This is a genomic window from Rickettsia endosymbiont of Halotydeus destructor (assembly GCF_049278075.1).
Taxonomy (GTDB): Bacteria; Pseudomonadota; Alphaproteobacteria; order Rickettsiales; family Rickettsiaceae; genus Rickettsia.
The window spans coordinates 214,014-227,307 of record NZ_JAPNPB010000003.1; the positions used below are offsets into that span (position 1 = coordinate 214,014).

Sequence of the window (13,294 nt, forward strand, 5' to 3'; positions counted from 1 at the left end):
TGTTATCATGCGTGTAATTATAACTAATTTATGAGAATTTTAAAGATGTCCTCTATTCGTAATATTGCCATTATTGCTCACGTTGATCACGGAAAAACTACGCTTGTTGATAACATGCTTAAACAAAGCGGTACGTTTAGAGCTAATCAGGCAGTAGCCGAACGTGCCATGGATTCCAACGATCTTGAGCGTGAGCGCGGTATTACCATTCTTGCCAAATGCACCTCAGTTATGTGGAAGGATGTTTGTATTAATATCGTTGACACACCTGGACACGCTGATTTTGGCGGCGAAGTAGAGCGAATATTAAGTATGGTGGATGGAGTTGTTGTATTGGTCGACGCATCAGAAGGACCAATGCCGCAAACAAAATTTGTATTATCGAAAGCCTTGAAATTAGGTTTAAAGCCTATAGTGGTTATTAATAAGGTTGATCGTCCTGATAGACGGGTTGATGAAGTCATCGAGGAAATATTTGATTTATTTGTAGCATTGGAAGCAAATGACGAGCAAACTGATTTTCCAATTGTATACGCATCTGGTCGCGCAGGGTGGGCATCTCTTACTTTAGATGAGCAGCCTGATAATCTTTCAGCTCTTTTTGATCTTATTACTGAATATGTACCTGCACCAGTTGCAGACAAGGAAGCACCGTTTTCCATGCTGGTAACTACTCGTGAATATAATACTTATTTTGGCAGAATTTTAACCGGCAGAGTGCAGAGTGGGGTCGTAAAAGTAAACCAAAGCGTTAAAGTATTAAATCGTGAAAATAATATTCTGGAAAATGGTCGTATAAGTAAAATACTGGCATTTCGTGGATTGGAAAGAATTTCCATAGACTCTGCAGAAGCTGGCGATATCATAGCTATCGCTGGTATAGAAAATGCGACAGTTGCCGACACTATTTGCGCACCTGAAGTATCGATAGCTTTGCCATCACTACCAATCGACCCCCCAACTTTGTCGATGACTTTCAGTATTAACGATTCACCGCTTGCTGGCCGTGAAGGCTCAAAACTTACTTCAAGGTTAATAAGTGACCGGTTAATGCGTGAACTGGAAAGTAATGTTTCGATTCGTGTCACCGAAGCTGCGGAAAAAAATGCTTTTCAGGTTGCCGGACGAGGAGAGCTACAACTTGGTATATTAATTGAAACTATGCGCCGAGAAGGGTTTGAGTTGTCAATTAGTAGACCGGAAGTATTGTTTCAAACTGATAAGGACGGTAAAAAAGAGGAACCTATAGAAGAAATTCAGGTTGACGTTGATGATGATTTTGTTGGAGAAGTAGTTAAATCTTTGGCCGTCAGGAAAGGAGAAATGATTGATATGCGTCCTTCCGGTGGCGGTAAAAGCAGGGTCACATTCCTTGCGCCTTCCAGAGGATTAATCGGCTATCATAGTCAGTTTTTAACTGAAACCCGCGGGACGGGAATTATGAACCGTATTTTTCATGGTTACGCCCCTTATAAAGGTCCCATAGAAGGAAGACGTAACGGTGTATTAATTTCTAATGGCGATGGTGCAGCAGTAGCATACGCTTTATGGAATCTTGAAGATCGAGGAAAGATGTTTATAAATCCTGGTGAGCCATTATATAGGGGGATGATTATCGGCGAGCATAATCGTGATAACGACCTTGAAGTGAATCCTTTAAAAGCCAAACAGTTAAGTAACGTCAGAGCTTCTGGTAAGGATGAAGCAATGAGACTAACACCACCAGTAATTTTAACTCTTGAGCAGGCAATTAGTTATATTGAAAATGATGAAAGAGTTGAAGTAACACCGAAATCTATTCGCCTTAGAAAAGCTTTCCTCGACCCAAATGATCGCAAAAGAGCTGGAAAATAAATGTGTCATTTCTGCGAGGATCAGAAAATTCCAAATTTGTCATGCCGTGGCTTGACCACGGCATCCAGAAATACAACTTAATAATGCGCATATTTGTCTATTTTTCCTGGGTCCCGTGAATAAATCACGGGATGACATCCGTTTGGCTGATCCACACAACAATACCCCCCATGGGAGCGGAAACGCCAGCAAAAATACCGTCATTGCGAGCGACTGAAAGAAGGCGCAGCAATCTAAAAAAACAACAGGTGATTGGCTTCGCTTTGCTCGCAATGACGTTTGAAGTATATTAGACTCGTGCTCGTAATGGTGAGCCTGATAACATCCTCTAATTAGCTTCTGGGTTCTCTCCTTTATTTTCTCCAAATTGTAGTTCAAGTAAGTTAATTGAACCGATATTTATTCCTTTATCAGAAAATTCTATATCAAAATTTACTTTTTCAATGGTAGTTACTGCATCAGTATTTATAGCAGGTAAAGCTAGAGGTAATAATTCTGGTTGGTTTGCACTAACTGCTTTTGCTATAATCGCCTTAATAATTTTTTTGGAAAGAATGATATTATTTGGCACTAACTTATCAATAATAGCGTGATAATTTTCAAGCTCAAAAGATAATTTACCTTGTGGTAATTTACTAGTAAAAAATTCCATTCCTCCTTTTAAATCAACTTTTGCATCATTATCACAAATAAAAATAAAGCGCTCTATAGTAAAATCTTTTAAAGTATTAGATTCATTATTACCCTGAACAAAATTTAAGGAAGTAACTAAATCTAAAGTAGCGTTTTTAAAATTAAGATAATTTTCGAGAGAGGCATAATCTAACCCAAGTAATATAGAAATATTTTCGCTTTCCTGACTATTTTTCTTACCTAACGAAAAATTCAAATTTTTAAGATTAAAAATTTCTTTATCTTCATTAAGTACTGATAATGATTTATTATTTAACTGAATAGACTTGGTAATAGACTTTAGATTATCATCCTTGGCTATTTTATATAAAGGTTTATTTAATTTGACTATCCCCTTTATAGCTTCATCTGAACGCACAAAATATTCTAAAGATTTATCGCCAAAATTTTCAATTTCCTTTATATAATTACCGGTATCTAGATTAACTTTTTTAAGACTAAAATCCAGAGATAAAGTAATATTTTCACTTAAAAATTCTTTTGAATTCACATGATCAATAAATTTTACTTTCGGCTGCGTTATAATAATTTTCCAGTTAATAGGGTAGCCGGAAATTTTGATGTTCTCATAAGAAATTTTAATATTATCCGACTCAGAATTTTTAATTAAATTTACTACGTTATCCTTTACGGTATAAGCAATCGCAAACCATATTATAGTAAAAGTTAGAAACACAAATAGAAAAATTTTACGTATCACGAGTTTAATCCATTATAATTTTATATTACGGGTAGCAGAAGGAAGACGAATTTTTATCCCGTCTAATTCCTCAGTTATAATAATCTGACAACCCAGCCTAGAAGTATCTGTAAGACCAAATGCTAAGTCAAGCATATCCTCTTCTGCTTCAGAAGGTTTTTTTAATTTGTGATAAAATTCCTCATCAAGAATAACATGACAGGTAGCGCAGGCTAAAGACCCTTCACAAGCTCCTTCAAGGTCAATATTATTACTATGGGCAATCTCTAAAATTGAAAGCCCAAGAGGCGCTTCTACTATTTTCTCTGTTCCGGTAGTATCTGTAATAAAAATTACTTTTGGCATTATTTATTATTCCTTTTAATGATGATTTTTTAACGAAACCTAACTTTCTGTGCAATAAAATCTTTTGCCATAACTTCAAAATTTTTAGTTAATTTTATAATTAACTCACGATTTTCTAATGTTATCGCTTCCTTTAAATCCTTTATTGCTTCGTATATTTTTTGCCTTTCGCCTTCTGAAAGTAAATTAGGTAAGTCCTTCATAGCATTTTCTACGCTAAAAATCAAAGACTCCGTATTAATTATCGTTTCCTGTAATAATTTAGCAGCATAATCGCTTGCAGCATTTTTATAAGCATTCTCTAACGACTTAGTAATCTCTTCTTTATTTAATCCATGAGCCGGCTTTATATCTATCGCATGCGATTTACCAGTAATTTTTTCAAGAGCCGAAACTGACAATATTCCGTCGGCATCGATAGCAAATGTTACCTCCACACGAGCACCTCCGGCTTTTATTAGCGGTAAATTAGCTAACTCGAATCTGGCAAGCGATCGGCAATCTTTTGCCATTTCCCGCTCTCCTTGAAGAATATGGAATTGAATGCCGGTTTGATTATCGGCATAGGTTGTGAATTCTTTAGTTACCGAGATAGGTAATGGGCTGTTTCGTAAGATAATTTTTTCAACCAGACCGCCATATAACTCCATACCAAGAGATAAAGGCACGACATCAATTAATAAAGAATTAATATTAGATGAAGTTAAATTTTCAGCTTGCAAAGCAGCGCCGAATACCACTGCTTTATCAGGGTCGATATCAGATAAAATCTCTACTGAAAACGACTTTTTTAACATAGTAGTAATCAATGGAATACGAGTTGCCCCGCCTACTAAAATAATCCCGTCAATTTTGGGGTTGTCCGCTTCTAATAAAGTATCTTTTACTATAGTAATTGTTTTGTCTATTAACGAAAAAATTAGCTGCTCAAAAATTTTTCTATTTAATGATAAATATCCCTCTTTAAAATCATTCTGAGACGATAATACTTCCTTGGCTTTTTTTGCCGTTTGCAGGATTTGCTCCGAGTACGGTACTTTAAATTTATCACAAAAATATTCCGCAATTATCTGATCAATATCATCACCCCCAAGCATATTATCACCGCCGGTAGCAACAACCTGAAAAATACCCTCCTGCATATTAAGGATTGATACGTCAAAAGTCCCCCCGCCCAAATCATATATAAGATAGCAGCCTGTTTGTTTTTTATTGAGCCCGTAAGCATAAGCTGCAGCAGTTGGCTCAGCAATTAATCGGAGAACCTCTAAACCTGCTATTTTAGCCGCAAGCATAACCTCCCCTCTGGCGGCATCATTAAAATGCGCTGGTACGGTTACTACGGCCTTAGTTATTTCAGTCTTTAACTCTTTTTCTGCTTGCTGTTTTAAATACATGAAAATTTTGGCAGCAAGTTCCGTAACACTTATTAACTTGCCTGCAAAGTCTAATTTAAGCTCTGTGCTATCAATATAATCTTTAATCAGTGAATAAAGCACCGCATTATTTAATATTTCTCTAAATGATTTGCCGAATAATCTTTTAATTGAGCGAATTCCTTTATTATTTCCTATAGCAAAATTTTTATCTTTAAATTCTATAGTGGAAGGTATTAATTCCTGATTATTAGAGGATTTGATAATTTTAGTTATTCCTTTAGTCGAAATAGCAATTAATGAATTAGTCGTGCCAAAATCAATACCAATAGCGATTTGTTGATCATTCCCGTCAATCGGTAAACCTGGCTCCTGGATCTCTATTATTTGCATAATTTCATTTTTTCCTGAAGATTGGTAAGTAGCGTTTTACAATATTTAAGCTTAATAGTTATATTGCTTGCTTCCGTTAAATTTTGTTTTTGAAAAGCATTAATTAGCTTATTAACTTCAGTATGGTACATTAATTTATATTTATCATATATTTTTTCTAAATCAGTAAAATTTCTTGTATTTTCTATCAGCTCCATCTCATCCCAAAAAATGCTTAGCTCTTTAGCACCTAAACTTCTACGCACTGCTTCGTCATTTAAATCTATACCGTTTAAGGTAAGCATATATTCCGCACGCTTCAATTCATCTTTAAGTGTTAAGTAAGCCTTATTTAATTCCGTAGAAATAACAAGATTTTGTTGTTTCTCTTGCGCTTCCCTCGCTCTATCCGGATGGTATTTCGCTTGCATGGCAAAATACTGCTTTTCTAATATTTTTAAATCAATATCATAAGCTTTCTCAATGTCTAGCAATTCAAAATAATTTTGCATTTTTTATCACTTTATTTTTGTTTGTATAGTATATATTAGAAACTTAAAAAAAACAATTATGGAAAAAGATACGCTTCAATTAGAAAAAAAATATAATCCGCTCATTATAGCAGGAGTAGACGAAGCAGGCAGGGGGCCCCTAGCAGGCCCTGTAGTAGCCGCAGCAGTAATAATTGATCAAACTAATATCATTGCTGATATCAAAGATTCCAAAAAACTTAGCTTTAATAAAAGAGCGTTTTTATATAAACAAATCACCAAAAATTATATTTGGGCAGTTGCTATAATTTCTCATCTGGAAATAGACAAGATTAATATACTTGAAGCTACTAAAAAAGCTTGCATTGAGGCAGTCGCAAAACTTGTAACAAAACCGGATATAGTATTAATAGACGGCAACATGAAATTTTATGATGAGCGATTTATTAGTATTATTGACGGCGATAATCTATCTTTGTCAATTTCTGCCGCTTCCATTATCGCAAAAGTAACCAGAGACCGCTTAATGCTTGAATATAGTAAAGAATTTCCTGAATATAATTGGTATAAAAATTTTGGCTACGGCACTAAAGAACATATAAATGCAATAAATTTACATGGTCAATCACCATACCACCGAAGAAGTTTTAAAGTGAAAACGACATAGTATTAATTACCTTGACACAAAAATGTCATCTCCATATTATTATATTATGTAGTACTAGTATTATGACAAAAAGAGTTACATATGTCTGCACTTACAATTAGATTACCGGAGAAAATAATTGAGGAGGTAAATATTATGGCACAAAAACTTCATATTTCACGTAGTGAATATATTAGAAAGAAAGAAAAGCTAAGCTCATCGCTGCAAGTATGCGAGTTAGAAAAGAAAGTATGCGTATAAATTCTGAATTTTCTAAAGTAGAATATGACTCAGAAAATTAATTTTGGAGAAATTTGGCTAGCTGATTTAAGTCCTAAGATTGGTACTGAACCGGGTAAGGTAAGACCAGTTTTAATAATTCAAAATCAAGTTCTTTTAGATATATTCCACCCCTCTACTCTAATCATCCCCCTAAAACAACCAACCTAATAGACAATACTGAACCGCTAAGGATACGAATTAAAGCCGTTGATCAATTAGAAAAAGATTCCGATCTCCTAATAGATCAAATACGTGCTATTGATAACAAACGTTTAAGACAAGGACCTTTTACAAAATTCAATAAAGATTTTATGCAAAGGGTTAATAAAGCAATATTTGATGTTATAGGTGAGGCCTGAGATAAAAATATTTATAATGACCAATTCTTATATTCTCCAGATTTAAATAATATATAAAATTTTATAAAATATGAGTTTTTAACTTTCTAAAAATTTCAAATATTCATAATAATTACAAGGCAGGCGAGAGAATCTTAGCCAAAAAATCTTTATGTATTTTTAATTCTTCTTGAGTAGGCATAACTATTTTGGTACGTTGTGTTGAAGCATTAAGAGGATTAACTATTGAGGTACTGATTGTAGAGATTGGTTTAGTAAGACTAAATGCAGCTTGCCGACCGCCTGTTAATTCAACATATACTTCAGCAAGTAAAGCGGCATCTTTAAGAGCGCCATGGAATTGACGGGAAGAATTATCAACTTTATATCTTTTACATAAAGCGTCAAGATTAACTCTTGAACCCGGGAACATATTCCTAGCCATAACGACAGTATCGATGGTATTCGAAAGTTCTAAAGATTTAATAGGCGGATTTTTAAGGAAAGATAATTCATGGTTAATAAATTTGATATCAAAAGGCGCATTATGAATAACAAGTTTGCTATCTGCTATAAATCCTAAAAAATCATCAGCAATATCTTGAAAGATTGGTTTATCTTTAAGAAATTCCCCCGATATGCCGTGTATTCTATAAGCTTCTGTCGGCATATTACGTTCAGGATTAATATAAAAATGGAAATGCTTACCAGTTAATACTTTATTGATCATTTCAATAGCACCGATTTCTACGATGCGATGACCGTCGCGCGGTTCTAACCCTGTAGTTTCGGTATCTAAAATTATTTCTCTTAGTTGTGATGACACTCTAACTTCTTTATCAATTGAATTATTTGTTTTTCCAAGTCTAACATATCACGGTCACTATTTATAGCAAAATCTGCTCTTGCTATTTTTTCTCTCTGGGATAATTGGATTTTTTCTATTTTCGTATAAATCTGTAGATTGAAGGAAGAACGGCTTGCGGCACGCTTTATTCTAGTTTTTTCGGAACAAAATATCGTGACGTTGAAATCAAAATATATTTCAAAATTAGCTTCAAAAAGCAAAGGGATTTCAGCAAATATGAATTTGGCAGTTTTATTTTGTTGTTTAAAAAAGATTAGTTCTTTTATTAGAAGGGGATAAATAAAATCCTGTAATTTTTGGCGTGCGTTATCGTCATTATAAATTAATTCACTAATTTCTGTTCGATCAAATATTTTTAAACTAGGTAATAGTTGTAAAATCTGGTTTTGTATTTCTATATTTTTATACAAATTTTTTACAAATTCATCAGCGGAAAAAGTTTTATATCCTTTACTTGCTAAATAATCCAAAACAAATGTTTTTCCTGAGGCGTAACTACCCGTGATACCTATCGCTAACATTTTGCCTTAACTATAAAAATTTTATATTTATTAGCGAGTTCCACAGTAAGCTCCTGATCAATAATAATGACCGTATCTCCGATTGCTATACCGTTATAATTATATTTAGCAAGGTTTAATATAGTATCAGGACCAATAGTCGGAATATCCATTCTACTATCCTGATTTAATTTCATGATTTTGATTAACACTCCACCAGAAGCTGTTTGACGTAAAGAAGAGCATCTAATTATTAAATTATCTGTTCCTTCTGCAGCTTCAATACCTAATACGTATTTATTTTGCGTAATAACTGATTGTCCAACATCCACATCACTCAAACTTTTTAACACTTTTATACCAAGTTCGATATCAATCATATCGGCAGCGGAAGGATGTAAAGCTGTTATAACTTCATTTTTAAAATAGTTATTCTTTAATATTTCACTACTAGCAATTACCTTAAATCCCTGTTCTTCAAAAAAATTTGCGATTACTCGCAAAATTGTATCATCTCCTAAAAATTTTTGTTTTAATATTTTACCAAGTAATACCCCTCCCACTTTATCTACTCCTATAGATCGTATGTTAGGCCTATTAATACCGCCGGCAAAAACTAAATGTTGCACATCATTTTCTTTGAAATATTCAATTACTGCGCCCACCATACCAATTTTAAAAACTTTACATTTGAAGTTTTCATTTAGTTTTAAATCAGCTTCATCCTGTAGCAACGCTATATAACAATCCCCGCCTCGTTTTATGTAGCCATCAGCTATTGAAAAAGGCAATAACCCTTTGCCGGCTATAATTCCGATTCTTGGTAGCATAAATATTATTTTTAATTAAATCCTGCAATTTTACTTGGATCGATTATCTGACTTTTTCAGATTTAGAAGAATGTTTACGTTTTTCAATTATAGCTGCCGTATGTTTACCAACTGCCTGCTGACCGGCTTCGCTAGTTGTCTTTTCAACACCGCCGGCAAGAACGGCATATATTTTATCTAATTTTACCTAATTATCGCTACTAATTTGATTCTTACAAATTTTGCCCAATGATTTTAGACCTAAATCTTCGCAGAATTGAGCTACATTATAAAATAACTTATCCTTGAGAGATAAATTTGGCGCGGTATCTTTAAGTAAGCCTGAAGCAATTTGTACTATTTCTTCAAATTTTGACACCTCCTTTTCCATTCCAAAAAACCCTTTTACTTTATTTCCTATATTATCTTTGGGCTTTTTATATTCTTCACGAGCTTTTGCAGTAACCAAATTATTTTCTACACATTTATCTAACAGGGTATTAAAAAAATTTTCAAGCTCATTTTTTTCAATGGGTTTATTGAAATGTTGTTCTACAAAATTATCTATGTCTGTGGAAATATTTTCAGCAAATGTTTTAGTTTTTAATTCTTCTGCTGCATCACGAAAATCACTCGCAGTAAAAGCGACATCATCCCCCATAACTTGACTCTTTAATTTTTTTGCTGCCTCAAGAAAATCGCTAGCATTACCATTATTTTTCATAATAAAAACTCCCCTATAATATTAACATATAATATAATATTAAAAATACAAAGTAAACCGGCTTAGTTAATTAGTACAAAATAGATTTTATTAAACTTTACATGTTATACAAATTAAGGCATAATGGAAGAGCTAGTAATAGCTATAGTAATAAACGTAATTTAGAATAGAAGTTGCGGACCCGGGGGCGGTACCCGGCGCTTCCACCAGAAATAATATGTGAGGCAAATACTGCTTGTATTTTAAAAATTGGAAAGCGTCACCCCGTGACTCGATCACGGGGTCCAGAAAAATAAGTACTGGATTCCGTGGTCAAGCCACGGAATGACAACTCACCATTTACAAGTAGTGTGTTGAGGGGGCGAAATAGGATCGACGTGCTTAATAAAAAAATTGCTTTTACTCGGGATGATTCCGCCGGACTTTAAAGTCTATGGATCACATAAAAGAAACGCAAATGATAATCAACGTTTCGCAGGTAGCCCAGCTTTAGCTGTAGCTTAAATCTGCGCGGTTTGGGGGTTTACCGGGCAACAGAAAAACCCTTATACTCGATGAACTTCAAAAATTGGCTACGTCGTCTTTATAAAACCTGCGGTGCTCACGTATTAAGTATACGCTGCGCTCCTCGGCTTATAGACTCCTTGCTCTTTTTGAAGTTGATCTTCGTATATCCATTTTTTATTTCATAGCAATATACTTAGCTAATTTAAATTCTTAATTTGAAATATGAATATTCAATATCAAAAATTTCTTAATGAAGTTATGTTAGAATTCGTAAAAAAAATTCTTACAAAAATCCAAAATGAAAATTTGTATTGGGATCAGCTAATATATATTTCATATAGAACAGATAATCCGTTAGCAGTGATACCGCTTGGAGTAAGACAAGCTTACCCTAGGGAAATAACTATAGTATTGCAGCATCAATTTGAAAATTTAATAGTAAAAGACGAAGGATTTTCTTTAACGGTTAGTTTTGACGGAATAAAGGAGACAATTTATATACCGTTTAATTCGCTTATTAGCTTTGTTGATTCTAGCAATAATTATAGTTTAACATTTAATCAGCAACAAAATTTTTATAATAATTCTCAAAGCGAAATATTAAAGATAAAGAAACAGCTTGTAGAAGATATAAATAAAGAAGAACCTGAAGAAACTAATTCATTACCTAAGGTGATAGTTTTAGATAAATTTCGGAACTCTTCAAAGCTCAAGCCTTCTAAACCAAATTAATTAACACTTTGAAAGAAGATAAACCACAAGTAATTATATATACCGACGGCGCCTGTTCAGGAAATCCAGGGCCTGGAGGCTGGGGGGCTTTACTACAATTTAATGAGTTTGATAAAGAAATAACTGGTTATGAATTACATACGACCAATAACCGTATGGAAATGAAAGCTGCTATTGAAGCATTAAAAACGCTAAAAAAATCCTGTTTTGTTGAGATCCATACCGATAGTAAATATTTGCAGCAGGGAATTACTGACTGGATTTATAAATGGATAAAAAATAACTGGTACAAAAACAACAATGAACTAGTTAAAAATGCTGATTTATGGCAAAATTTATACGCGGAACTCGATAAGCATACTATTATCTGGAAATGGGTAAAAGGACATGCCGATAATCAAGGTAATATTATCGCCGATAAACTAGCCGTGAAAGGAAAAGAACTCGCTATAAAGATGCTTAAATGTTCAAAATAAATCTCTCAGATATAAATAGCTTTTTTATCTCTTTTTTTTATAAAAAAGTCGGCGAAGATGCACTTTTTAATAATTATTATGAAAGTAAAAAACTTAATTATCTAGGGCGCTATAAAAGATTTATTATCTATAAAGAGGCAAGCGAGCCTACAAAAATTCCTCCCATGTGGCACGCATGGTTACATTATATGATCGATGAAGTACCGCTTGATATTAATAACTTTCCATGGCAGCAAACTCATATTGTTAGTACTAAACCTGAAAGTAAAACAGTAGAGCCTGGATATACTAGATGGAAACCTTAACAAATTTTATAAAATAATAAATTAAAACAATGAAACCAAATATTATAGAAACGATTATCGGTTTTGCAGTGCTCATTATTGCAACTCTATTTTTAATGTTCGCATATAAAACCGGCAGCTCTAGAGGGTATGAAAAAGGATATCAACTAACGGCTAATTTTCAAAGCGCTGAAGGAATACTTATTGGAAGCGATGTAATGGTGGCCGGTATAAAAATAGGTGTTGTAAAAGAAATTACTTTAGACCCTAATAGTTTTTTTGCTACAGTACATTTAAATATAAATGATGAGGTAAAATTACCTAAAGATTCAAGGGCCGCAGTGGTTACTAACGGATTACTCGGAGGAAAATATATTGCTATTATTCCAGGAAGCGAGGATGAAAATCTTGCTGCAAATGATCAAATAAAATATACTCAATCAGCAATTAATGTTGAATCGTTAATAAATAAGTTATTATCTTCCTTTGGTAATAAGTAATTTACACTCATACAAAGACATATTGATACTATTACGTGGATAAGTTAAATGGTACCCGGTTCATTTCCGTGAAAATGAAAATCCAGAAAAAATTTTATAACGAGCAAAATTATATATAATAAAATTCTCTTATTGATTTATTTAAAGGATTTTAGATTTTCGCATTCGCAGGCGTGGCCTCCCATTTAGACCTTCTAATCCACGCAAAAACTTCCTGCAAGCCTATGTTACGATTTATAAAAGACCCCGCATTATTTATGAAAGAGCCATTTATATCCGATATAAAATTGTACGAAATCGCTATGAATAATAAACATCATTGCGAAGATAGGCGAGATGAAATAAATAATTATTATATTTCTTTATTCGCTGCTTTAATTGCTTCCATGCCTTTTATTGAAAAAATAACAAGCAGCATAACTAATTGTCACAATAATTATATAACAAAATTATCATTAGCTATTTTAGCTTTAATCGGTTTAATGCTAGCAATTACCTGGGCATTAAATTTAAAACATACGTTATTTTATTTACAAAGCCTCGATAAAATAATAATTGATTTAGAAAAGAAGTATAGCAGACCTTTTGTTACCACAATTCTTGAAGATTTAAAATATAATAAAGCACCAAAGCGAGTTACCAAACATCAAATAATAATCCCATATATTTTTATAATTATTTTTTGCCTGATTATTATATATTCATTATGGCAAATCGCTTTATAATGTAATAATTTAAAAAATTATAGAGATAACAAAAAAAAGAGTTTAGGATAAAATTAAAATAATTTCATCCTA

The 13,294-nt window shown here is 33.2% G+C and carries 18 protein-coding genes and 1 other RNA gene; 11 read left to right on the forward strand and 8 right to left on the reverse strand.

What is annotated here, in order from left to right:
- The first annotated feature begins 45 nt into the window (after positions 1-45).
- Complete coding sequence (typA, locus tag OTR29_RS04600) at positions 46-1,854, forward strand: translational GTPase TypA (protein WP_422229536.1); 1,809 nt, start codon at positions 46-48, stop codon at positions 1,852-1,854.
- A gap of 328 nt (positions 1,855-2,182) precedes the next feature.
- On the opposite strand, the gene OTR29_RS04605 is transcribed toward typA, so the two are convergent.
- The 4 genes from OTR29_RS04605 to hscB are packed head-to-tail and all read right to left on the reverse strand — an operon-like array spanning position 2,183 to position 5,852.
- Positions 2,183-3,247, reverse strand: a complete 1,065-nt coding sequence (locus OTR29_RS04605) for a hypothetical protein (protein ID WP_422229478.1) — start codon at positions 3,245-3,247, stop codon at positions 2,183-2,185.
- A 12-nt stretch (positions 3,248-3,259) separates the two neighbouring features.
- Entirely contained in the window at positions 3,260-3,592 is a 333-nt protein-coding gene (locus tag OTR29_RS04610) for a ferredoxin family 2Fe-2S iron-sulfur cluster binding protein (protein ID WP_422229479.1), read from the reverse strand.
- Between the two features lie 29 nt (positions 3,593-3,621).
- Entirely contained in the window at positions 3,622-5,361 is a 1,740-nt protein-coding gene (hscA, locus tag OTR29_RS04615) for a Fe-S protein assembly chaperone HscA (RefSeq protein ID WP_422229480.1), read from the reverse strand.
- Complete coding sequence (gene hscB / locus OTR29_RS04620; protein ID WP_422229481.1) at positions 5,352-5,852, reverse strand: Fe-S protein assembly co-chaperone HscB; 501 nt, start codon at positions 5,850-5,852, stop codon at positions 5,352-5,354. The genes hscA and hscB overlap by 10 nt, the downstream gene beginning before the upstream one ends.
- Positions 5,853-5,910: 58 nt before the next feature.
- On the opposite strand from hscB, the gene OTR29_RS04625 reads away from it, so the two are divergent.
- The 4 genes from OTR29_RS04625 (at position 5,911) to OTR29_RS04640 (ending at position 7,118) form a co-directional block, all read left to right on the forward strand.
- Positions 5,911-6,498: a ribonuclease HII gene (locus OTR29_RS04625; RefSeq protein ID WP_422229483.1), complete on the forward strand. Its 588-nt coding sequence runs from the start codon at positions 5,911-5,913 to the stop codon at positions 6,496-6,498.
- A gap of 81 nt (positions 6,499-6,579) precedes the next feature.
- On the forward strand, positions 6,580-6,738 hold the full coding sequence (locus OTR29_RS04630) for a ribbon-helix-helix protein, CopG family (protein ID WP_422229485.1): 159 nt from the start codon (positions 6,580-6,582) through the stop codon (positions 6,736-6,738).
- A gap of 24 nt (positions 6,739-6,762) precedes the next feature.
- Positions 6,763-6,927: a type II toxin-antitoxin system PemK/MazF family toxin gene (locus tag OTR29_RS04635; protein WP_422229487.1), complete on the forward strand. Its 165-nt coding sequence runs from the start codon at positions 6,763-6,765 to the stop codon at positions 6,925-6,927.
- Positions 6,928-6,956: 29 nt separating this feature from the next.
- Positions 6,957-7,118 (forward strand): type II toxin-antitoxin system PemK/MazF family toxin, encoded by a 162-nt coding sequence (locus OTR29_RS04640; RefSeq protein ID WP_422229538.1) that lies wholly within the window; start codon positions 6,957-6,959, stop codon positions 7,116-7,118.
- Between the two features lie 112 nt (positions 7,119-7,230).
- Here the strand turns inward: OTR29_RS04640 and dnaQ are convergent, their stop codons facing one another.
- From dnaQ to OTR29_RS04660, 4 genes are all read right to left on the reverse strand, one after another.
- Positions 7,231-7,923 (reverse strand): DNA polymerase III subunit epsilon, encoded by a 693-nt coding sequence (gene dnaQ / locus OTR29_RS04645; protein ID WP_422229489.1) that lies wholly within the window; start codon positions 7,921-7,923, stop codon positions 7,231-7,233.
- Positions 7,908-8,486, reverse strand: a complete 579-nt coding sequence (gene coaE, locus OTR29_RS04650) for a dephospho-CoA kinase (RefSeq protein WP_422229491.1) — start codon at positions 8,484-8,486, stop codon at positions 7,908-7,910. The genes dnaQ and coaE overlap by 16 nt, the downstream gene beginning before the upstream one ends.
- Positions 8,480-9,295 (reverse strand): LpxI family protein, encoded by an 816-nt coding sequence (locus OTR29_RS04655; protein ID WP_422229492.1) that lies wholly within the window; start codon positions 9,293-9,295, stop codon positions 8,480-8,482. The genes coaE and OTR29_RS04655 overlap by 7 nt, the downstream gene beginning before the upstream one ends.
- 187 nt (positions 9,296-9,482) lie before the next feature.
- Positions 9,483-9,998, reverse strand: a complete 516-nt coding sequence (locus OTR29_RS04660) for a hypothetical protein (RefSeq protein ID WP_422229494.1) — start codon at positions 9,996-9,998, stop codon at positions 9,483-9,485.
- 92 nt (positions 9,999-10,090) lie between these two features.
- Between OTR29_RS04660 and ssrA the strand changes: the two genes are divergently transcribed.
- The 6 genes from ssrA (at position 10,091) to OTR29_RS04690 (ending at position 13,222) form a co-directional block, all read left to right on the forward strand.
- Positions 10,091-10,547: a transfer-messenger RNA gene (gene ssrA, locus OTR29_RS04665) on the forward strand.
- 180 nt (positions 10,548-10,727) lie between these two features.
- Positions 10,728-11,237, forward strand: a complete 510-nt coding sequence (locus tag OTR29_RS04670; protein WP_422229496.1) for a ClpXP protease specificity-enhancing factor SspB — start codon at positions 10,728-10,730, stop codon at positions 11,235-11,237.
- An 8-nt stretch (positions 11,238-11,245) separates the two neighbouring features.
- Positions 11,246-11,713, forward strand: coding sequence for a ribonuclease HI (gene rnhA, locus OTR29_RS04675; RefSeq protein ID WP_422229497.1), 468 nt, complete (start codon positions 11,246-11,248; stop codon positions 11,711-11,713).
- Positions 11,701-12,018 carry an NADH-ubiquinone oxidoreductase subunit NDUFA12 family protein gene (locus OTR29_RS04680; RefSeq protein ID WP_422229499.1) on the forward strand — a complete coding sequence of 106 codons (318 nt, stop codon included), beginning with the start codon at positions 11,701-11,703 and terminating at the stop codon, positions 12,016-12,018. The genes rnhA and OTR29_RS04680 overlap by 13 nt, the downstream gene beginning before the upstream one ends.
- Before the next feature lie 29 nt (positions 12,019-12,047).
- Positions 12,048-12,497, forward strand: a complete 450-nt coding sequence (gene mlaD / locus OTR29_RS04685) for an outer membrane lipid asymmetry maintenance protein MlaD (protein ID WP_422229500.1) — start codon at positions 12,048-12,050, stop codon at positions 12,495-12,497.
- A 257-nt stretch (positions 12,498-12,754) separates the two neighbouring features.
- Positions 12,755-13,222: a RipA family octameric membrane protein gene (locus OTR29_RS04690; protein ID WP_422229502.1), complete on the forward strand. Its 468-nt coding sequence runs from the start codon at positions 12,755-12,757 to the stop codon at positions 13,220-13,222.
- Positions 13,223-13,294 lie beyond the last annotated feature (72 nt).